The sequence below is a fragment of the Falsihalocynthiibacter arcticus genome (assembly GCF_000812665.2).
In the GTDB taxonomy this organism is placed as follows: Bacteria; Pseudomonadota; Alphaproteobacteria; order Rhodobacterales; family Rhodobacteraceae; genus Falsihalocynthiibacter; species Falsihalocynthiibacter arcticus.
On sequence record NZ_CP014327.1, the window covers coordinates 2,675,581 to 2,694,867 of the forward strand.

17 protein-coding genes and 2 pseudogenes are annotated in these 19,287 nt (G+C 54.0%); 4 read left to right on the forward strand and 15 right to left on the reverse strand.

What is annotated here, in order from left to right; all coding sequences use genetic code 11:
- Positions 1 to 23 precede the first annotated feature (23 nt).
- The 10 genes and pseudogenes from RC74_RS13255 to RC74_RS13305 form a co-directional block, all read right to left on the reverse strand.
- On the reverse strand, positions 24 to 266 hold the full coding sequence (locus RC74_RS13255) for a hypothetical protein (RefSeq protein WP_039002627.1): 243 nt from the start codon (positions 264 to 266) through the stop codon (positions 24 to 26).
- Positions 259 to 1,020, reverse strand: a complete 762-nt coding sequence (locus RC74_RS13260) for an RnfABCDGE type electron transport complex subunit D (RefSeq protein WP_039002628.1) — start codon at positions 1,018 to 1,020, stop codon at positions 259 to 261. Before RC74_RS13260 ends, RC74_RS13255 begins: the two co-directional genes overlap by 8 nt.
- Entirely contained in the window at positions 1,017 to 1,277 is a 261-nt protein-coding gene (locus tag RC74_RS13265; RefSeq protein WP_062628276.1) for a hypothetical protein, read from the reverse strand. The genes RC74_RS13260 and RC74_RS13265 overlap by 4 nt, the downstream gene beginning before the upstream one ends.
- Positions 1,278 to 1,368: 91 nt before the next feature.
- Positions 1,369 to 2,106: pseudogene (locus RC74_RS13270) on the reverse strand (hypothetical protein).
- A 148-nt stretch (positions 2,107 to 2,254) separates the two neighbouring features.
- A complete protein-coding gene (locus tag RC74_RS13275) occupies positions 2,255 to 2,743 on the reverse strand; it encodes a hypothetical protein (RefSeq protein WP_052274872.1) in 489 nt (162 codons plus the stop codon).
- A 513-nt stretch (positions 2,744 to 3,256) separates the two neighbouring features.
- Positions 3,257 to 4,447: a cation:proton antiporter gene (locus RC74_RS13280; protein ID WP_052274873.1), complete on the reverse strand. Its 1,191-nt coding sequence runs from the start codon at positions 4,445 to 4,447 to the stop codon at positions 3,257 to 3,259.
- Between the two features lie 261 nt (positions 4,448 to 4,708).
- Complete coding sequence (locus RC74_RS13290) at positions 4,709 to 5,344, reverse strand: ABC-type transport auxiliary lipoprotein family protein (RefSeq protein WP_236939926.1); 636 nt, start codon at positions 5,342 to 5,344, stop codon at positions 4,709 to 4,711.
- On the reverse strand, positions 5,341 to 7,080 hold the full coding sequence (locus RC74_RS13295) for an MCE family protein (RefSeq protein WP_039002631.1): 1,740 nt from the start codon (positions 7,078 to 7,080) through the stop codon (positions 5,341 to 5,343). The genes RC74_RS13290 and RC74_RS13295 overlap by 4 nt, the downstream gene beginning before the upstream one ends.
- Before the next feature lie 4 nt (positions 7,081 to 7,084).
- On the reverse strand, positions 7,085 to 7,888 hold the full coding sequence (locus tag RC74_RS13300) for an ABC transporter ATP-binding protein (protein WP_039002632.1): 804 nt from the start codon (positions 7,886 to 7,888) through the stop codon (positions 7,085 to 7,087).
- Positions 7,885 to 9,009: an ABC transporter permease gene (locus tag RC74_RS13305; RefSeq protein ID WP_039002633.1), complete on the reverse strand. Its 1,125-nt coding sequence runs from the start codon at positions 9,007 to 9,009 to the stop codon at positions 7,885 to 7,887. Before RC74_RS13305 ends, RC74_RS13300 begins: the two co-directional genes overlap by 4 nt.
- Before the next feature lie 235 nt (positions 9,010 to 9,244).
- Here RC74_RS13305 and dgoD point away from each other — a divergent pair, with 235 nt between their 5' ends.
- Together dgoD and RC74_RS13315 are read left to right on the forward strand one after the other, a co-directional pair.
- The gene (gene dgoD, locus RC74_RS13310) at positions 9,245 to 10,393 is read left to right on the forward strand and encodes a galactonate dehydratase (protein WP_039002634.1); all 1,149 of its coding nucleotides are present in this window, start codon (positions 9,245 to 9,247) and stop codon (positions 10,391 to 10,393) included.
- 20 nt (positions 10,394 to 10,413) lie between these two features.
- Positions 10,414 to 11,502 (forward strand): M24 family metallopeptidase, encoded by a 1,089-nt coding sequence (locus RC74_RS13315; protein ID WP_039002635.1) that lies wholly within the window; start codon positions 10,414 to 10,416, stop codon positions 11,500 to 11,502.
- A 36-nt stretch (positions 11,503 to 11,538) separates the two neighbouring features.
- Here RC74_RS13315 and RC74_RS13320 read toward each other — a convergent pair whose 3' ends face one another.
- The 4 genes from RC74_RS13320 to RC74_RS13340 form a co-directional block, all read right to left on the reverse strand.
- Positions 11,539 to 12,291 (reverse strand): acetyltransferase domain-containing protein, encoded by a 753-nt coding sequence (locus RC74_RS13320; protein ID WP_169798741.1) that lies wholly within the window; start codon positions 12,289 to 12,291, stop codon positions 11,539 to 11,541.
- A gap of 250 nt (positions 12,292 to 12,541) precedes the next feature.
- A complete protein-coding gene (locus RC74_RS13325) occupies positions 12,542 to 13,774 on the reverse strand; it encodes a DUF2254 domain-containing protein (RefSeq protein WP_052274875.1) in 1,233 nt (410 codons plus the stop codon).
- Positions 13,775 to 14,941: 1,167 nt separating this feature from the next.
- On the reverse strand, positions 14,942 to 15,739 hold the full coding sequence (locus RC74_RS13335; protein ID WP_039002637.1) for a beta-keto acid cleavage family enzyme: 798 nt from the start codon (positions 15,737 to 15,739) through the stop codon (positions 14,942 to 14,944).
- Complete coding sequence (locus RC74_RS13340; RefSeq protein WP_039002671.1) at positions 15,736 to 17,055, reverse strand: aspartate aminotransferase family protein; 1,320 nt, start codon at positions 17,053 to 17,055, stop codon at positions 15,736 to 15,738. Before RC74_RS13340 ends, RC74_RS13335 begins: the two co-directional genes overlap by 4 nt.
- A gap of 121 nt (positions 17,056 to 17,176) precedes the next feature.
- Between RC74_RS13340 and RC74_RS13345 the strand changes: the two genes are divergently transcribed.
- Together RC74_RS13345 and RC74_RS23070 are read left to right on the forward strand one after the other, a co-directional pair.
- Positions 17,177 to 18,040 (forward strand): MurR/RpiR family transcriptional regulator, encoded by an 864-nt coding sequence (locus tag RC74_RS13345; RefSeq protein WP_039002638.1) that lies wholly within the window; start codon positions 17,177 to 17,179, stop codon positions 18,038 to 18,040.
- Between the two features lie 84 nt (positions 18,041 to 18,124).
- Positions 18,125 to 18,238 (forward strand): annotated as a pseudogene (locus RC74_RS23070) (TAXI family TRAP transporter solute-binding subunit); the annotation flags it as partial.
- A 56-nt stretch (positions 18,239 to 18,294) separates the two neighbouring features.
- On the opposite strand, the gene RC74_RS13350 reads toward RC74_RS23070, so the two are convergent.
- Complete coding sequence (locus RC74_RS13350) at positions 18,295 to 19,197, reverse strand: LysR family transcriptional regulator (protein WP_039002672.1); 903 nt, start codon at positions 19,195 to 19,197, stop codon at positions 18,295 to 18,297.
- Positions 19,198 to 19,287: the final 90 nt, after the last annotated feature.

Consider the following 19,287-nt stretch of genomic DNA (forward strand, 5'->3'; position numbering starts at 1 on the left):
TAGTCCTCCTAAAAACGGGATAATCATATCCCAATTGGTGGACCACTTCGCTGGGGGCATTCCATGGCCACCATCGCGGCAAATTTGGCTTCACGGGCGGCATCAATAAGCGCCTGTTGACGCGGTTGAAGCAACACAGATGTGAGGGACACGGTGAGGGCGGAAATCAGTGCGACCAAAAAGGCGACTCCCAAAGTTTTGACTCGATTATCATTGGGAAGGGCCAGAAAACGACGCCACCAAGTGAGGGGGGAGAATTCAGTCATGGGCCTGCCTTTTTGCCCTTCGCTTAACATTGGCGGTTATAACGATTTGATCGATCAATGGGGCAAAGATGCTCGCCAGAAGGGCGGTAAAGACCACCGCGTTCAGGGATATACTGCCACCACCAGATTGACCATGGATCAGGAGAAGCCCGCCTGAAAAACCACCGTAAAGCCAGCGTCCAACATTTGTACTGGCCGCGGCGACCGGATCACCGATGAGGAACACAAGGCCAAGGATAAGGGGCGCACTTTGTAGGGCCATCCAGTCTGGGGAGGTGCCTAGAAGCGTTGTTATTACCAAAAGTCTGATGCAAAATCCGACAACAATGCGCCATGACAAAAGACCGAACACCAGTAATAACGCGCCACTTATCCCTGCTGCGATCGCCGCTGAAGGGCCGTCTGTCCCGCTTGTGATGCCCGGGAACGAAACCAGAAGGAATGCAAGGGCGACAACACTCGCATTCAAAAAACCACGCCCGCGTTCACCAAAAATCAGGTCGCCCAGCACAAGGCCAAAAGTCAGCGCGAGGCCCTGTTGCCACAGCGGAACCGTACTTGGTGCCAGAAGAATAAAAACCAAAGCGGTCACGATACCGTGCCAATCTAAGGGCTTGTGTCGCAAGCGTGAAAACGCGAACGCCCAGCCCCCTGCCAATGTGAGCGCCAAGGGCGGGAAAAGGGCAAAGCAAGTCGCCGCCGTTACCCGATAGGAGTTCCAAAGAGGGGGTAGATAAGCGTTTTGCCGTCTCATTCGACGTGCTCCTTGGCAAGCGTATTCAGTGAGTGGCGCAAAAGTGTGCCGTAGTCGTTGACCGAGGGGCAGAGCCACGTCAGGAGGGCAAGATCTTCTTCTAAAAGCTCAAGGCAACCTAGGCGCTCGGCGGTTTCCACATCCCCCACGGCCAAGGCGCGCATCAAAGGGACAGGCAATAAATCAAAGGGAAATACGTGCTCAAAGGCTTCCAACGGCAGGGTCGCGCTGTTTGGGGGGGGCGGGAGGTGATCCATTAGTTTGTGCCAAAACGGTCGTAAAGGAAGGGCGTGGGCGTCGTTATCATTGCAAGTCACTTGCTAATCAAAACGCCCCAGAAAGGCGGCCTCACGGCCAAAAAAAATGGCGCCAGATTGCAAGGTTAGGGTGGGGTCCGCCACCAGAACCGGTGCGCGACGACATGATGCGACCGGTTTCCAGCAAATGGCCAATCGCGAGGACGTCCTGATAGCCGATTTGCCAAACGGTTCGTTGCCGCGAAACGGGCAAGAGGGCGTGGATGTGAGTACCGGCCAGTCCTGCGGGATGGGGGCCGGAAAAAGGTGCGATTTAGAGACGTGCGCGCTCGGGAGCTAAGGGGGATCCGGGCTTTTTACTGAGGTACACCTGTCCGTCTGTTAACCGCGAAAGTGCCTCGATACCGCGTAGGAAATTTTGTGGTTGGGATGCCAAAGCCTTGGCAGGGTCGGCGGACAAGGGGTGGGTATCTATAGCAGTGACAAAAATTGCCGAAGGTTTGGTTTCTGGGTCGGGTAGAAAGCCAAAAGGGCGGGTTTGAAAGCTGGTCCATGCACCACTTTTTAACAATAGCTGACGCAATGCTGCGTCATCATTCTGGGCTTGGGCGATGTCAAAAACATGTTCGGCGTCACCTTGGCCCGTGATTTCCAACGTGTCCAAACTGCGCCGTCGTCCCCGTTTTATTTGGCTCACACGGCCTGCCACTGGGGCGACAAAACAAATTTCCGTATGGCGACGGTCGGTACAGAGGGTCTGCCCTGCGCCGACCTGATCATTTTCGGCGACGCAAAGATCAAACGACACACCAGGATAGTCCCGCCCCATGAGCGCAACTGTGCGCACGGCACGCGTTTCGGGGAGGGGAAATTAGGCCCCAAGCCCATGTTTACCTCTAGGCCTTTTTGTAAATTAAACAGAACTAAGCTCCCTCATTCGGATCGGAAGGGAGCAATAAAAGCCTCCCGACGCGTGCTCATGGCCGTGTGAACCCTGTTGCGTCTACGGCGGCAACTTCGGATAGGCTTTCGATGCTATCAATCATCAACTGGATCACGTAATGCGCATTATGGGCGAATGCGCCTTTATCCTTGCTCACGAATTGATAGTTATAGGCGGCCTTCAGGAGACGCGGAGTCCAGCTTTTATAGGCGTTGGGAAAGGCGATTTCTGTTGGGTCTGCGATGCCGTCGGCATCGAGATCATTGAAAAAATACGGATAGGCCACATCGGAGTACACAATCGCTCCGCCGCCGATTTCTTGGGAATAGGTCATGATCGCAGCGTTCAATTGATCATGCAATTGGGAGATCACAACCCCGATGCCTGCTGTCGTATTGCCGTCGCCCAGAATATCCAGTGGCGTGGTACGGATGGCGCGGAAGTCGGCGGCACCGTCATTGTGGCACGCGCTACACTCCACGGTCGTTCCGATAGGAACGGGGTGATCAATGAGGCCGGGCATTGTTTGTGGTGCCGCCAAGTAGTCGCTTACGCCCGTTGAGGAATGGCAAACCGTGCAAGTGCCGGGAATTTCGCCCTCAGTATTTCAATGACGGAAAGCCTCGCGCGTTGAGTCTGCGTGTGGCGATGATAGCCATGCCTCGAGTATTTCCTCATTTGTTGGCGCGTTCTGAGCCGAGGCAGAGATCGACAAACTTACCCCCAGTGCCAGCCCAAGGCACAGTGAAACTTTCCAAAAAACGCGAAATACCATTGGGAACTACCTCGAAAATTGAAGTGAAATAATTCTCAATAGACTACCCAGTGACGGTGGAAATTCCTTGATCTCGATCAATATTGCCCGCAACGACTATATACTGAAAACGGCAATAGCTCTTAAAACGCTCAGACCAGACCTCATGTTATGAATTAACACCTGTGTCGTTTTAAAGAGATAAGATTGAGCCAAAAGGGGCTGTCGAATGGCCTCAGCCGACGCCGGCGCGTTCCGGACCAACCCGTTTTACATTTGTGCTCAAGAATCTTGATTGGCGGGTTTGGTAACCTTGCGGATGGCGAGCAGGGTAGCAATCGGGCCTATTATTTCAAACAGGATCGTCGTGCCAATTGTTATCGCCATGATTTGCGACCCCCACTCAGGAAACCTCTGTGCGGCCACAAGGGCCATTCCAATCGCAACCCCAGCCTGTGCGAGCAGAGAGGTGCCGACAAGCGGGCGTTGTGCACGGGGCAAACCGCCAAGGGACGCCCCAATCCACCCGCCAATTATGCGCGCGATCAGACGTAAAATAACGTAAGTCGCCCCCAGAAAACCCAGTGCCCATAAGGCGTCAACTTCCAGAGAAGCCCCCGCGAGGACGAAAAACAGGATCATAAAAGGCCACTGAAGGTGCTCGATTTCATGAAACGCTTTGGTGTGATGTTTTGCGAGATTTACGATGAGCGCACCGGCGGTCATGCCCGCAATTAGAAATGAAACTTCAAGCCACAAAGCAAGACCCGCCGCCATAAAGACCAAGCCCAAGGCCTCGGTCTCTAAAGGGTCCCCGTCGCTGATACGACCCGTCATGAACGCACCCGGAAGGCCGATGACAATGCCCAATCCAACGGCGCCCCCGATCTCCCAGACGATTTTTCCAAGCTCGCCCTCTGTGGACGCCCCGTTTAATTGCGACGCGATAACAAGGACAACGCTGAAAACAATCAATCCCCACGCATCATCTATGGCGACGACCCCTTTGGGGGTATTGGTGAAGCGGTTTGTGATGCCGGATTGAGCGATGACGTCATTGGTCGCGGCGGGATCGGTGGCGGTTGCGATGGCGGCAAGGATCAGCGCTAGCCCGAGTACGAAGCCCAGCCCCCACAAGCCCAAACTTACCAACAGCAGAGTCGCTATGACAATCGACACTGAGATCGTGAGAATTGCCACACCGCTGGCGCGGATTGTGTCGGCTTTCAGAGTCCCTCCGAGCAAGAAGGCTACCATTGTCAGGGCGGTGACGGACAAGAATTCGGACCAATCAGTAATGGCCTGAGGTATTATTCCGACACCCGCGTCACCAAACGCAAGACCACACAACAGAAGGAGGGTTACGCGCGGCAGCCACGTCCGGCGTCCAATGTGATCGGCCGCTAAGCCTAACAGAAAAAGGCCACCGAGGGCGAGAAAGGACTCAAACGGGGCCATGATCGCAACGTCCATATTGGCGAGCACGCCCTAGATTTCGTGTGGTCGAATTCATTGGCGTCGAGCGACAACGGGAAAGGCGTTTTTGTACCACAAAAACTGGATGGGTGGGTCAAGGCGTGTCTCCAGAATTTGTGCCGGTGCCTTGATGGATACGGGCAGGCGGACGGATTGACCTTGATTGAAATCAAACTGGAAAATAATTTCAATAGCCCCGTTTTCTTTAACGTAGAGGAACCTGAGCGCGGCTTTATTGTTTGGCCGAACTGAACCCGATTAGGGACTCAACGCACTAGGCAACCAGCCCGCAAATTCTGAAAACAAAACCGTCGAGGCCGCGTTAAAAGCTTCGACTAAGATTTGTGTTTCTGTCGAAGCTGATGGGGCACTTGCCCTAAATGTTTTGCTGGCGACAATTTTGGCGTCGCTCTCTCGAATGACTCTTACAATCAGTTTTAGCTGTACTGTTGCCGTTTGTGTGTCGGCATTAAGTTCAGCCTGAAAATCGACCAACTCGGTCACGACGGCAAAGTCACCATGGGACGCGAGTGGCTGCCGCCCGACATAGCGCACCGCGCCTGTTGCCTCAACTGACCGCAACATCAGCGTCTGCACCATCACCGGCGTGGCATCGCTCCAACGAACCTCGGGCAGATATTGCGCTTGAAGCGCGTTGGGGCGGATCATAATTCGATCGGTGGCCAGCGCGCCGCTGGTTGAGGGCAGTTCAATGATCACGTCGCGCGGCAATTGTCGGCGCGTGGTTGCTTGAATATCGACGGGCGCGCGCAATTCATACACGTCAAGCGGTGTGCTGACATCATTGAGAGCCGTGAGCGCCGAGCACCCAGACACCACGGTTAGGAGGACAAGAGAGCGGATCATGACGAATGGGTTTGATCGGTGGATCATCGTTTAAACTCCGGTGTTTCACGGTCAAGGAAGAAGCGTGTCGGGTCGCGTTGAATTTGGCTGGTCAAACGATCCAGATTGTCAATGAGCGTCCGGCTTTCCTGCGCCAGTCGCGTGTAAAGCGGCAGTCCGACCGTCGCAAAGTCGCGCACGGCAGGGCCCGAAGCGTCAGCAACTTGACGCAACTGCTCGAAGGCGTCCGAGGCGGCGGCACTTGCGGCCCGCAGGTCATCAGAAATCTCGGGCAGGTCGCCGGACACTTTGCCGATTGCCGTGTTCATTCCGTCCAGTGTGGTTTTAAGTACGGCGATAATCCCCGCCAGATCGTCGTTGATTACGCGGTCCGCACCGTTGAACGCTTGTTCGGCGGAGGCCAGCGCGCGATCCCCTGTTTCCATGGCGTCGTTGATGGTCGACATGGTCACATTGGCATTGGCAAAGGAAACGCGGGCATCCTCCAGCGTGTCGCGGGCGCTGACCATCACCTCGTTTGCGGTGGTCCCTGCGGCTTTTAGGTCTTGGCCAAGCTCTGTGATGACCTTGCGGGAGCTTTCCGTCGCCGCCCGAATATCGGCAATAATCGCGGGAAGGTCCTCGGTCGCTATGGTTACAACGGGTTGGATTGCTCGGTTGGCCTCAGCCACCATGGCGCGCGTTTCAGTGAGGAGCGGCGCGCCCTCATCGCGGATCAAAGTGTCGGTGCGGGTTGCCACATTTTCCACGGCCAAAGCCGCGTCGTCCAGTTGTTGGATGAGGGTGTTCGTGCTTTCCAACGTCGCCTGTGCCTCCTCCAAACGCTGCGTCGCGCGCTCACCTGTGGTGCTAAAGGTCGCCATCATATGGCGGGCGTCCTCGGCCACAAGGGTTAGTTGCGCCCGCAAATCGGTGTTTGTCGCGCGCAACTCGTCGGCCATTGCGGTGAGATCTTGGGCGATGAACTCTTTGGTTTCGATGATTGCACCCTGTGCGTCCGTTAGCGTCTTGGAGCTATCGGATAAAACGCCCTTTCCCTGCTCGGACAACTCCCGAATGGAGACAAGCGTCGTGTCCGCCGTGGCGAGCACTTCCGAGAGGTCTCCCGTCAAGGTATCCAGCGTCGCATTGAATTGGTTGATCTGGTCCGCAAAGTCCGCCACCGTATCTGCCACGCCTGAAAAGGAAGATAAGGTGCGTGAGAATTCACCCGATGCATCTTCAATATTCACCAGAATTTGTTCAACGCGGTTCTTGTTGTCGTCGCCAAGCATCTGACCAAGCTCGTCTACAATCTGCAAAGAGCGTTCCAACAATTGTGGCGCATCCTCAGAGAGCGATTGCAAAGCCGAGCGACCGGCGGTGATCTCCGGAATCTCGCCATCCGCGCCGCTCACCAGCAAGGCCGCAGACGGTGTGCCCGCATCGATTCCGACATAAGAAACGCCTGTAACTCCCTGTGATTCAACGGTTGCTACGCTGTCGATGCGCACCGGCGTTTCGGCATCCACTTCGATCCTGACTAGGATAGTGCCATCCCGTTCAGGCGTTAGACGCACATCAACAACCTGACCAACGGCAAGGCCGCTAAACCGCACATCAGACGCGTTGTCCAAACCGGAAACCGAAGAAAACCGGATATCGTAATAGGCAAACTGGCGGTCGAGTTCCGCTTGTGCAAACCACAAGAAGAACGCCATGATGCCCACCAGTCCAGCAAGGGTAAATGCGCCGATAAGCACGAAGTTTGCGCGAGTTTCCAATATATTACCCCTCCAAAGGTGTGCCGCTCTGTGCTCCAGAGGCGGCGGCGCGCGCGCGCGGACCGTGAAAATACTCGTGGACCCACGGGTGGTCGACGTCCAACATTTCCTGCATCGTTCCTGTCACCAATACCTTGCGCTCGGCAAGGACTGCAATCCGGTCACATGTCGCATGTAATGTATCCAAATCATGAGTTACAAGAAACACAGTCAAGCCAAGAGAGTGACTTAGGCCGCGAATAAGTGTGTCAAAGGCTGCGGCACCAATCGGATCAAGCCCTGCCGTCGGTTCGTCTAGGAACACGATCTCTGGATCAAGCGCTAGGGCCCGCGCAAGCCCCGCCCGTTTGCGCATCCCCCCTGACAATTCAGAAGGGTACTTGTCGCCCGCATTGAACGGCAGGCCAACCATCGAAATCTTTAAATCGGCCAAACTACTGCGCGTTTTGGGGTCTAGTCCCGTGATGGCACGCATCGGGACTTCGACGTTTTCGCGCACTGTGAGCGATGAAAAAAGCGCGCCATCTTGGAACATAACGCCCCAACGCGCTTCAAGCGCCGCGCGGGTATCCTCATCAGCCGTCAACACATCAACGCCAAGGACGTTCACGCTGCCCGCGACTGGTTTTTGCAAGCCGACGATCGAACGCAGCAATACCGATTTACCCGTCCCAGACCCACCCACAACGCCCAATATCTCGCCGCGACGCACATCAAGATCAAGGTCCTCGTGCACCACGTGGCGGCCAAACTGGTTACGCACGCCGCGCACGCTAATGTTCACATCGTATGCGGCCTGTGCGGTCATATGCCCATACTCGCAAAGAAGATCGAAAAGACAGCGTCGGCCACGATCACGGCAAAAATCGCGGTGACAACGGCATTTGAGGTCATGCGACCGAGCGACTCCGCATTGCTCTCGACTTGCATGCCCGCATGACAACCGACAACACCAATAATGAGCGCAAAAAAGGGCGCCTTCACAAGGCCGACCAGCACGTGATTAACACTCGTTCCCGAAATCAGCCGCGTCTTAAACATCTCAGGCGAAATCCCAAGATCAATCCATGCCATCAACGCACCGCCGAACAACCCCGAAATGTCAGCGATCAGTCCAAGCACAGGAAGCATGAGAAACAGCGCCAGAATACGCGGTACAAAAAGCACCATCGCGGGGTCCAATCCCAACGTACGCATGGCATCGATTTCTTCGCGCATTTTCATCGAACCAATTGCGGCGGTGAAAGCAGAAGCCGTTCGGCCCGCCACGATGATCGAAGTCAATAGAATGCCCAATTCGCGCAAAATCGAAACCGCAATCAGATCGACAACGAACACTTCGGCCCCAAACTGTTTAAGTTGGGTGGAGCCTTGAAAGGCCAGCACCACCCCAATCAGAAACGCCATTAACGCGACAATTGGAACGGCTTTTAAACCGACCTCCTCGCAGTGATGCACAAGCGCGGTCAGGCGAAACTCGCTTGGATGTCGTATTGCACGCCCAAGTCTGTGTAGGAATATTCCCAAATAACTCGTCAAAGCGAGCAAGAATTTCACTCCAAAGACGACGCGCTCCCCTATGCGCGCCAGTATTTCACGGAAAAAGGGGGGCTGCGCAATCGGGGGGTCCGGTTGCGGCATTGCCGCTTCAACGCTCTTGAACAGACTTGCAGCTTCAGCACTTGCGCCGGAAATTTCAAGATTCTGCCCGCGGGCTGCTGCCTGAGTTTGCTGTGTCAGTAAAAACCACGCGCCGCCTGTATCAAGCCGCTCTAGTCCCGAAATATCGACTTTCAAAATCTCGGGTTGGCACTCAAAAACGGCTATCGCCTGTGGTAGAGTATAGATGGTGAGATGACCCGAAAGGTGAAACTCACCCGTGGCACCCCCGTCAGAAAAACTTAATATTTGCTGCTTGGCAGTATTCATATGTCTAGGCTCATGCCGCGTCCCTTCAGGGATTTCATCGCGGTATCTGATTTGCAATTTGTGTGAGCCTAATACCTATTTGCTCGCGATGAAAGGATTCTGCAAAATCCAGCCGTATCCCAGTTCTTGCCTACGGGGCTGACAGCGCGGGTTTTTTGCTGTCTTATAGTTTCAATAAAGCATCGAGTACCGTTTTGGCCGACTTAGGGGCCGTTTTTGTTTCAAAGGCAGGCGCATGAAAATTACGGCATTAAAAACGTATTTGGTGGAGCCGAGATGGCTCTTTCTTAAGGTTGAAACGGATGCAGGCATTAGTGGCTGGGGCGAACCCGTTTTGGAGGGGCACGCCGAAACGCTTGCTGCCAAAATCGGCGAGCTTGAGGATTTTCTGATCGGGCGGAATCCGTTGATGATCGAAGATATTTGGCAGTCGATTTATCGCAACGGATGCTATCGCGGTGGCCCCGTTTTGATGAGTGCCATTGCCGGAATCGATATGGCGCTTTGGGATATTAAGGGACGTTATCACGACGCGCCCGTCCACGCGTTGCTAGGCGGAAAAGTGCGCGATTTCATTCGCTCCTATTGCTGGATTGGGGGCGATCGCCCGCAAAATCTTGAGGTTGAAGCCGCGGCCCTTATGGCGCGCGGTTTTGATTGCACCAAACTTAATGCGACCCGCGAATTACGGATGATTGATTGCTATCGAGAGGTGGATCGTATCGTTGCGCAAATGGGGGCGTTGCGCGATTTTGTCGGCGACAGAATGGATATTGCGCTTGATTTTCACGGGCGCGTGCATGTTCCCATGGCCAAAGTTCTCCTTAAAGAACTCGAACCTTTACGGCCCATTTTCGTCGAAGATGTGGTCGCTTCAAGCCAGATCGATGCGATGGCTGATTTGGCGAAATTTACCTCAATTCCCTTGGCCGTCGGAGAGCGTTTGCACTCTCGTTATGATTTCAAACGGGTGTTTGAGACCCGTGCGGCAAGCTTAATCAACCCAGACACGGCGCATGCGGGAGGGATTTCAGAGATGGTTCGCATCGGGCATATGGCCGAGGCCTATGACGTTGCTATTGCCCCGCATTGTCCGCTAGGCCCGATTGCGCTTGCGGCAAGCCTGCAAGTGGATGCCGTCTGTCAAAACGCAGTCCTTCAGGAGCAAAGCCTTGGCATGCACTATAATGGATCCGTGGACATGCAAGACTATCTGGTGGAGGGCACGGGGTTTGATCTGAGGGATGGCTGTTTATACATTCCAGAGGGACCGGGTTTGGGGATTGAAATCAACGAAGAATTTGTGGTTAAACAAGCGCTTAAAGGTCATAAGTGGCGCGCGCCGGAATGGCGGCATGCGGATGGGTCTGTTGCCGAGTGGTAGATAGTCTTGCGGGGGAATGCATGGAAAACGTGGCGCGGCTTGCCGGAGTATTGGGCGAGATTAAAGTGGATTGGGCCGTTCTAACGGGGGCGGATTCCGTTTGTTTTGCCACGGGGCATGTCGTGAGCATTGAGATCGGTTTGAACCCGTTTGCTGGTGGTCCAACGCTTGCATTTATTGGCCGCGATCAAAGCGTCGGAATTGTTTGTGCCAATATCGAAGGGGAGCAAATCAGGGGTGTGAATTATGAAACGTACCGCGGGTTTGAGTGTGCCGTGACGGATGTCGCGGCGAATTTTCACAGGGCTGTTCTGGCGATGGCCAAGCGGTTGGGTGTCTCTGGGAAATGTGGAATTGAGGCGCGATCCCACCCTGCGAGTCTGAACGAAATTCTAGGAGGGGCGAGTGTTTCAATAGACCACGATCTCGCACGGCTTCGGGCCATCAAGACACCCCATGAAATTGAAAAGATGCGCTTTGCCGCGCTTTGTGTCGCCGCTGGTCAGGATGAAGCGCGGAAGCGTTCATCCGTCGGGGCGAGCGAACTTGATGTCCTAAATCGGATACGTGCTCGGATGGAAAATATGGCGGGCGAGCGCTGTGCGTTTGCGGGCGAATACCTCTCTGGTGTGACGCATACCGCGACGCTCGGCACACAGCCCAGCAGTCGCGTTTTACAAAAAGGCGATCCCATTATTTGCGATCTCGGCCCACGCGTTCACGGATACTGGGGCGACAGTTGTGGGTCATTCATTGTGGATGCTACCCCAAGTGACGCGTATTTGCGCATGTTCCAAGCTTCCCGAGAGGCGCTTGATTTGGCGATCTCCGAAATTCGCCCAGGTTTGAAGGTCAGTGAACTTGATCGGATTTTGCGAGCCTTCATGCAAAAGCAAGGGTATGTATATCCCCATCATTCTGGGCATGAATTTCCACGGATCGTCCCAGATGAGGACGCCCGACTTGAAGCAGATATGTTCCTGATGATCGAACCCAGCGCATATGACCCTGAAGTTGGCGGCGTGCGCTGTGAATATATGCTCCGCGTCACCTCAACGGGCAGTGAAATCGTGGCGCCATTTGAGCTGAATCCCGTTTTGGGCGCTTAGGTGCAGGGAGGTTTGAGAGCTGAATAACCCAAGGCACTATAGGGCCAACCGACTCCACCCCCAGATCACCCCAATCAGGATGGGTTGGTGGACGAGATAAATCGTGAGACTATGTCGACTGGCCCAGCGAATTTTTTTCAAAAAAGAATTAGGCATGGTTTCCGGTGGCGGACCTGCTGAAATGAGTCCGAATTGCCTCGCCAACCTTGCGGAAAATATGCCCGCCAGAAAAGGGGCAAACCAAGGGAAAAAGGGCTCAAAATCCATTGACGGGCGCCACTGCGTGGAAAGGCCGATCCACGTCAAAATAGGTGTGTTTAACGCCTCGGTTCGGAAAAAGAAGGGGAGGACGAACACAAGGACCGCGGCCAAAAATACGAGCAGGACATTCATGCGCAAGAACAGTAATCCTGCTAAACTTGAAACAGCAATGACGTGGAGAATTCCAAAATAAATGAACTGGTCAGGAACTGCGATGTAAGTCGACAAAGTAATCACGAACGCTGCGAGGCTTATGATTTTAAGTCGACGTAGAAAATCTGGCCATCGAATAGTAGGAAAATGCGCAAGACTTAACCCAACTCCCGAGAGAAACAAGAATGATCCTGCGACAATCCTTGCGAAGGTCAACCATGTGCTTTGAGCCATTGTCCCCTGTGCGAGGTATCCAAACAATTCCAAATCATATGCAAAATGAAAAACAATCATGCCGAGCAAGGCTGTGGATTTCAAAACGTCCACAGTCGCAAGCCGTGCCGTCGGTTGGGATAGGTTTGGTTTAGGTGTCATCACGCTATCCTGCTCCGCACTATATTTGGTGTTAGAAAAGGGGGGTAAGCCAATTCGAACCACATCATGATGCCAATTGCGAAAACCGCAAACGCCATCAACCATAGTATGACAAGGCCGGTTGTATCTAGCTGAAAATGTCGATCCAACCCACGAGAATGGCAGATGTAAGTCCACGTGCTAAAAGGTTCATCGGGCGCGTATAATAACTTTCTAGCGCGCGAACCGTACGTGAGCCCCAGCTGCGCGTTCAATTCTCACCAAGAAGCGCTCCGATTTCTCGATCAACGGAATCTCGGCGCGGTCCCTTCGGAAGGCTTGCCGCCAGTCCCCGCAACAGTTTCACCGCATGCGCGCAAACGAGGTTGTCGCTCAAAATGTATTCTCGACTATCTCCATGCGCAATTTCTAACAGGCTGGTGAAGGTCAGTGTCGGCGTATGTACCCGACTTGGAGAAAGGTCGATATCCTCTGCCTTGATCGCGGCCAATTCCTGAAGAGACGCATGTAACCAGTTTAGGCATGTACAGGCGGTGTAAGGGTCGTTGACGCCAGGCGATAAGGCGCGGGCGATGATCTCGACCAGTTGCTCCGCCAGAAAGAGTACATTTTGGGATTCCGACTTTCCGACCCCCGTTGCAAAACACGCCCGAAGGTCCCCTATGAGTTTAGTCGATAGCGCCCCTTGGCCCCAAACCCGTAACGCGAGGTTCCGTGGGTGCGTGAATGTTCCGGGCATTGCCAAAACATCGATATAAAGATCGTTTTTGGACGCCAAGCGTTTGATTTGGTTTAAGTTTACGGTTTGAATATACCCCGTGCTTAATAGCGTTACCCCCTCGGATGCCTCCCTATTTGCCTCTTCAAACCAAGCGTTCTGAACAGACTCCTTGTCCGTCGTCGCAGTTGATGCTTTGCTCAGTCGGATCAATTCGTCCCGCAACCGGCATCCAAGACTATGGCAAAGGTTCTCAAGATTGATCATTTCGGGAACGTGGTGGATGAAAAAGATCATCGTTACCACCGAGGCAAGGGTCAGTCCCAACGCGACCAAAACAGAGAAAACAGGTACAAAGTTTGCACCGGAATCGTCAATATTGTGCACAGACCGCAGGATCATAAGTGCATAGACAAAGGTCGCAATCAAAATACCCAGACTAAACTGTGTGCCTTTATCCCGCATGAAATTCCCAATGAGCCTTGGCCCGAAATTTGCCGACGCAAAGGAGACCGCAACGATTGTCATCGAGAACATCACGCCCGTTACAGCGATAACGGACTGTGCGATGACAGCCAGTAGCGACCGCACAGCATCAGCATTGGACGTGACCACTCCATTGGGCAGCGAAAAGGGTAAATAGTTTGGGTGCCGATCTAAAGCCTCAGTCCCAATTGCCAATAACAAGGCGACAACCATCATCACGCTCGGTACGAACCAATAGCTTGCGCGCGTGTCCTGTAGCAGTTTGCGAATGAACGCCATATTTGTCGAATACCTTCCTCAAAAGCCTACGGATATCACAGAGTAAGGCTCGATAACATTAGGTGCTATGCACATTGTAAGTGAACGAGAAACTAGCAGGGTCTGGCATGAAAGGCGAATTCCAAAATAGCTTAATGTGTTGGTGTCGAACGAACCCGACGTGAAGCGAAGAGGGCGACCAACAGTGTTTAATCCCGAGAGTCGCCGCCCATCGTATCTGCCGCAGAGTATTCCGTATTACCAAGCTTTTTGCACGCGTCAAAATAGCCTTGCGCGCTTCGGGGATTAGGTTTGGATGGCCCAAGAGAGACCGAGAACCCGTCATAAGTTATGAATCGAGGTCTTGGGTTTATTCGTTGCCCCCTCGCATCGTAGCCGTTGCCAGTGCTGGGTCCTCAGCGGTAAAACAGAGCCTCCATGCCCGCGAAGTTTCGGGAAGCCGTGGCAACTGACTGGCGAGGTCGACGTGCACACGGCTTCATGGCCACAACGGGACAAACACGCTGACGAAGGTGTGTTCGGATGTGGAAAAGCCCCCGCTGAGGTGGATTTGAAAGGGGGAAGGCGTTTAACGCGGCGTGCAACACAATCGTTGGGGCGGGAAAAATCGGTACTGCCCACGGTGCGGCTGAATGGTCGGATACCACCTCCTTTGGCGTTGTCGTTTACGGCTTGATGGTTAAGGCCACATGCCATGAAGCGTCCGCCCCATTTTCTACAGGAAATCTGCACCGCAGGCTTATCTGCAAAGCCAAGGAAGCCCCCAACAATCGCTTGTCGCGGCTATGTGGTAGATCGAACCGCCGTTTGAGCGTAAATCCAGCCATCCTGCTGGCGGCCAGCGTCATCCCAAACTCTTCCTTTTAGACAACCCCCTGTCTAGATTGGAAGCAAAACTGCGGGTTGAAAAGCTTAGTGAGATCAAAAAAACCTGGATCAAAACGTGGGTAAAACGGCTGTCTCTGTAACTCCCCTGCCAATAAATTCATTGCAGGGTTTCTGAAGTCGCCAATGATCAATTTTCAATAAACAACCCATGATGACGCCGCAAGCGCGCTGGGCGCAAAGACTTCGTACCGTTTCTGTCCACTCCCCAAGGGAAACGGCATCCAAGCTAGGGAGTCGATATGATGGCGGCGCGGCGTTTTCTCTTGGGTACGCCGTAAGTCACGAGGGGAAGGAACTTGAATGCGGGCCCAAGTTCTGGACAATTCTGTTCATTTCCGCGACCCGTTCGCTGTTTGAATTCGCAATCGTTCCATTTGCATTCCAAAACGAGTTTTCAAAGCCAACGCGGATTTTTCCACCCAGTCGCAGTGCCTCAGTAAGGCATGCGGTTTCTTGTTTGCCAAACGCACAGACCGCCCAATCAGGCGCGGTTTCGAATGTGCCGAGCCACTGCGTAAAAATATCCAAGTCTTGGGGGGTGCTTTCTTGCTTTTCGGAATATCGGCCCAAGACGAAAAGCAACTGCAGATCGGCCTTGGCCAATGCGCCACTCCCAAGAAGGTCGGACAAAGCGTGCAAATCGCGCGCGTCATAAAGGATGTGTTGCACCGCGATATCTGCCTCAAAGTATTTTTCGTAGAAACGGGTTGCTTCGGAGACATCGCCATCGGAAAGCATCTCGGCCAAGGAGATGGAAACACATTCCGGTTGGACCGAGTCAACGAGTTGGCGTTGTTGGGAGGCGGTATATTGGCCGACTGCTTCAGTGGTGATCTGGCTCATCATATTTGGCGCGGCGTGGTGCATTTCCGACAGGAGTTCGCGGTAGAGGCCCGCATCAAGAACGTGGCGACCGTGCGCGTCGCGGACGTGCAAATGCACCCCGTCTGCTCCTGCGGTATGGCAGGCAACCGCAGTGGCAACGATTTCCGCCAGAGTGATCGGCAGGGCAGGGTGATCGGTCTTGGTTTTGCGCGCTCCGTTTGGGGCGACCATCAGCGTTGGGAGCGGTCTCATAGGGATTTCACGAGGGCGATTTGAAGTTTGGTGACGATCTCGTCGATGTGATTATCATCGAGGATAAACGGCGGAGCGAGGAGAATATGATCGCCTTGTTTTCCGTCGATTGTACCGCCCATGGGATAACAGATGAGTCCCGCGTTGAAGGCTTCTTTCTTCAGGGTGGCGTGTAGGCGACGCTCGGGGGAAAACGGCCTTTTGCTTTCGCGATCTTCGACCAACTCAATGCCACGAAACAGGCCACGGCCACGGATGTCGCCAACGTTTGGGTGTTGCGCGAAAGTGTTTTGCAGGGCCGCTTGCAGGAGGTCGCCCTTCGCGGCGCAGCGTTCGACCAAGCCGCCATCGGTAAGTTTCGTGAGAACGGCCAAGGCGGCGGCACAGGCGGTTGGGTGGCCGACATAGGTGTGGCCGTGTTGGAAAAATCCGCTGCCATCCTCAATTGCGGCATAGATTTTGGCGGAGCAGAGCATCGCGCCAATGGGTTGATAACCCGCACCAAGGCCCTTTGCTACGGCGACGATATCGGGGTGAATGCCTTCATGTTCGCTGGCGAATATTTTGCCAGTGCGCCCCATGCCGCACATGACTTCGTCCAAGATTAGCAACACGCCGTATTGGTCGCAAATCTCGCGGATACGTTTGAAATATCCTTCGACGGCTGGCACCGCGCCAGCCGTTGCGCCAACGACGGGTTCGGCGACGAAAGCGATCACGGAATCTTCGCCCAAACGAAGGATCTCGGTTTCAAGTTCGTTGGCGACACGAAGGCCGTAATCCAGCGTCGTTTCATCGTCGTGTTTGCCGCGATACTCAAAACAGGGGGAAATATGGGTGGTTTCAACCAAGAGGGGCGAGAAGGGCGCGCGCCGCCATTCGTTGCCGCCTGTGGCCAGCGCCCCAAGGGTGTTGCCGTGGTAGCTCTGGCGTCGTGCGATGATGTGGCAGCGTTGGGGTTGGCCGATTTCCACGAAATATTGGCGCGCCAGTTTAAGCGCGGCTTCCATGGCTTCAGAGCCACCAGAAACGAGGTAAACGCGATCAATGCCATCAGGTGCGTGTTCAATGAGTTTGTCGGCCAATTGCTCGGCGGGATCTGAGGTAAAAAAGCTGGTGTGGGCAAAGGCCACGGCATCGAGCTGTTTTTTGATCGCATTGGTGACATCCGGGTCGCCATGCCCTAGGCAAGAAACGGCTGCGCCACCAGACCCGTCGAAATATTGCTTGCCCGTGGTGTCGTAGAGATAGACGCCTTCGCCTCGTGCAACAGTGGGAAGATTTGATTTTGTATGCCGCGGAAATACGTGTGACACGCTGTGGTCCTTTGATGAATCATTTGTACGCATTGAAACATATGTTTCTCCTCTTGACTAGATGTGAAACAAATGAAACGTTCGTGAAAATCATAATTTTGTCTCAAGGGGGGATTCATTCTTGCAGTCGTCGTTTGAGCAGCAGTTATCGGGGAAGTATGCGTCACTGAGTGCCAAGTTGAAACTGGCGGCGGATTACGTTGTGACGAATCCGGTGGATGTTGCCACCCGAAGTTTGCGGGCGATTTCCAAGGAAACGGATCTATCGCCAGCAACGTTTTCGCGTATGTCGGCGGCGCTGGGCTATGACAGTTATGAGGACCTGCGCGAAGTTTTGCGGCGGTCGTTTGAGCAGAAAGCAGACTCGTTTTCGCAACGGGTCGAAGTTATGCAGCAACGCCATGATGAGGGAGATCAGGGGTTTTTGACCCAGCACATCATGGACAGCACCTGCAATTTACAGCAGCTAGAAGCGGCGATTGACATGCCCACGATGGAGGCCTGTGTTGAGCGGTTGCATGATGCGCGCAGCGTTTTGGTGCTGGGAGCGTTGGGGTCGACGGGGGTTGCGGAATACCTGACGTATATGGCCAGTTTCATCGCTGAGAATTGGTCGATGGCCAGCCGAATGGGGGCGTCGCTGGGGAGTGGGCTAGTTGGCCTGTCGGAGCAGGATGTGTTGATTATCATCACAAAACCGCCCTTTGCCAGCAATTCAATCAAGGCCGCGCGGGTGGCAAGCGAGGATGGCGCCTTTGTGGTGGTGATCACCGATACGCACACTTGTCCTGCTCTTGCGTTTGCCTCGGCGAGTTTTATTGTCCCCACAAAAAGCCGCAATTTCTTCTCATCCTACGCCTCTACACTGGTGCTGTGTGAGATTATGATCGGCCTTCTTGCGGGGCGTGCCGGAGCACCCGTGCGTGCGAGGATTACCGAAGTTGAAAACAAAATTCGTCGTCTCAATGAAGTTTGGGGCGAATGAAACCTACGAATACATCAATAGAGGGAGAAACCTGATGCCCAGTGCTTTGAAAGTGTCATTTGCGGCGCTTGAGGTCGAAGCCCTGTTAGCACCAGTAGCGTAACGGGCGTATATCACCCAACGGGCTGCGCGATTTGCCATTTGGTCAATAAGGGCCGCAAAGAACACGGTTTTCGATGCTCCGTCGAATCCACTGGCGTGTTGTTTGCTACATCAACACCTTGCGTGCTGTGTTTTCCGTTTTCCGGCGTTAGCTAATTGCGTTTCAACTCTTCGGCCAAAAAGTCATAGACCATTCGAATACGTCGGCTTGTTGCAAGTTCCCGATGTGCAACGAGCCACATGGGGAACGTCAGGGGTTCTAAATCCGCCAGAACCCGTCGTACTGTGGGGTCGGCATCGCCGATAAACGCATCCAGAATACCGATGGCTGCACCTTCTCGCACCAGTTCCCACATCACCAAGTAGCTTTCAGTCATCAGCGGGAAATTAGCCTCGGTCAGGCCCAGACCCAGTGTATTCAGACCTTTCATCATCATCCCAGAGTGGTCCAAATTGATAAAATCAGCATGGCGCAAGTCATAAGGCTTAGTTGGATAACCAAGTTTTTCGATATATGCGGGGGTCGCGTACAGACGGGCTTCGGCGTCACCGATTTTCTTGGCGATCAGGTCAGGCTCGGTAGGGCGAAACGAGCGGATTGCGATGTCTGCTTCGCGCCGCCGCAAATCGCTGGCTTGATTGGAAACGACGATCTCAACCCGAATGCCCGGTTCCAACAGTCGCAGTTTGGCGATGATCGGGGGCAGCAGAACCGTGGCATAAGTCTCGCTGGCGGAAATGCAAATCGTGCCCGCTATCGCTTGTGATTGCCCAAGGGCAGTCAGCGACACGCGGCCCGCCGCTTGGCCCATCTCGCGGACGTGCTCCAGTAATTCAAGCCCGCTGGGCGTCAGGGTCAGGCCGCGCCCAACCCGTTGGAACAGGACTATTCCCAGTTCCTGTTCCAAGCCGTCAACTTGCCGCCCCAACGTCGGTTGCGACATGCCAAGCGCACGGGCGGCGGCAGAAAGCGAGCCTTCTTCGGCGGTAACGAGAAACGCCCGCGCCTTGTTCCAGTCAAATTTTACCGCCCGCCAATCCATACATATATGCATATCAGTATTAGATAATTGGTCAATACGCATTGGTTAGGGTGTGGGTTATCTAAAGGCAATCGACGCTCTATAATAATTCACTCAAAAAGG

What these genes read in the sequence shown, in the direction of transcription:
- RC74_RS13290 (WP_236939926.1), bottom strand. Translation starts at nt 5,344, where the DNA reads ATGATCCACCGATCAAACCCATTCGTCATGATCCGCTCTCTTGTCCTC.
- RC74_RS13325 (WP_052274875.1), bottom strand. Translation starts at nt 13,774, where the DNA reads ATGGCGTTCATTCGCAAACTGCTACAGGACACGCGCGCAAGCTATTGG.
- RC74_RS13305 (WP_039002633.1), bottom strand. Translation starts at nt 9,009, where the DNA reads ATGAATACTGCCAAGCAGCAAATATTAAGTTTTTCTGACGGGGGTGCC.
- RC74_RS13275 (WP_052274872.1), bottom strand. Translation starts at nt 2,743, where the DNA reads ATGCCCGGCCTCATTGATCACCCCGTTCCTATCGGAACGACCGTGGAG.
- RC74_RS13320 (WP_169798741.1), bottom strand. Translation starts at nt 12,291, where the DNA reads ATGACACCTAAACCAAACCTATCCCAACCGACGGCACGGCTTGCGACT.
- RC74_RS13300 (WP_039002632.1), bottom strand. Translation starts at nt 7,888, where the DNA reads ATGACCGCACAGGCCGCATACGATGTGAACATTAGCGTGCGCGGCGTG.
- RC74_RS13280 (WP_052274873.1), bottom strand. Translation starts at nt 4,447, where the DNA reads ATGGACGTTGCGATCATGGCCCCGTTTGAGTCCTTTCTCGCCCTCGGT.
- dgoD (WP_039002634.1), top strand. Translation starts at nt 9,245, where the DNA reads ATGAAAATTACGGCATTAAAAACGTATTTGGTGGAGCCGAGATGGCTC.
- RC74_RS13350 (WP_039002672.1), bottom strand. Translation starts at nt 19,197, where the DNA reads ATGCATATATGTATGGATTGGCGGGCGGTAAAATTTGACTGGAACAAG.
- RC74_RS13265 (WP_062628276.1), bottom strand. Translation starts at nt 1,277, where the DNA reads ATGGATCACCTCCCGCCCCCCCCAAACAGCGCGACCCTGCCGTTGGAA.
- RC74_RS13260 (WP_039002628.1), bottom strand. Translation starts at nt 1,020, where the DNA reads ATGAGACGGCAAAACGCTTATCTACCCCCTCTTTGGAACTCCTATCGG.
- RC74_RS13315 (WP_039002635.1), top strand. Translation starts at nt 10,414, where the DNA reads ATGGAAAACGTGGCGCGGCTTGCCGGAGTATTGGGCGAGATTAAAGTG.
- RC74_RS13335 (WP_039002637.1), bottom strand. Translation starts at nt 15,739, where the DNA reads ATGAGACCGCTCCCAACGCTGATGGTCGCCCCAAACGGAGCGCGCAAA.
- RC74_RS13255 (WP_039002627.1), bottom strand. Translation starts at nt 266, where the DNA reads ATGACTGAATTCTCCCCCCTCACTTGGTGGCGTCGTTTTCTGGCCCTT.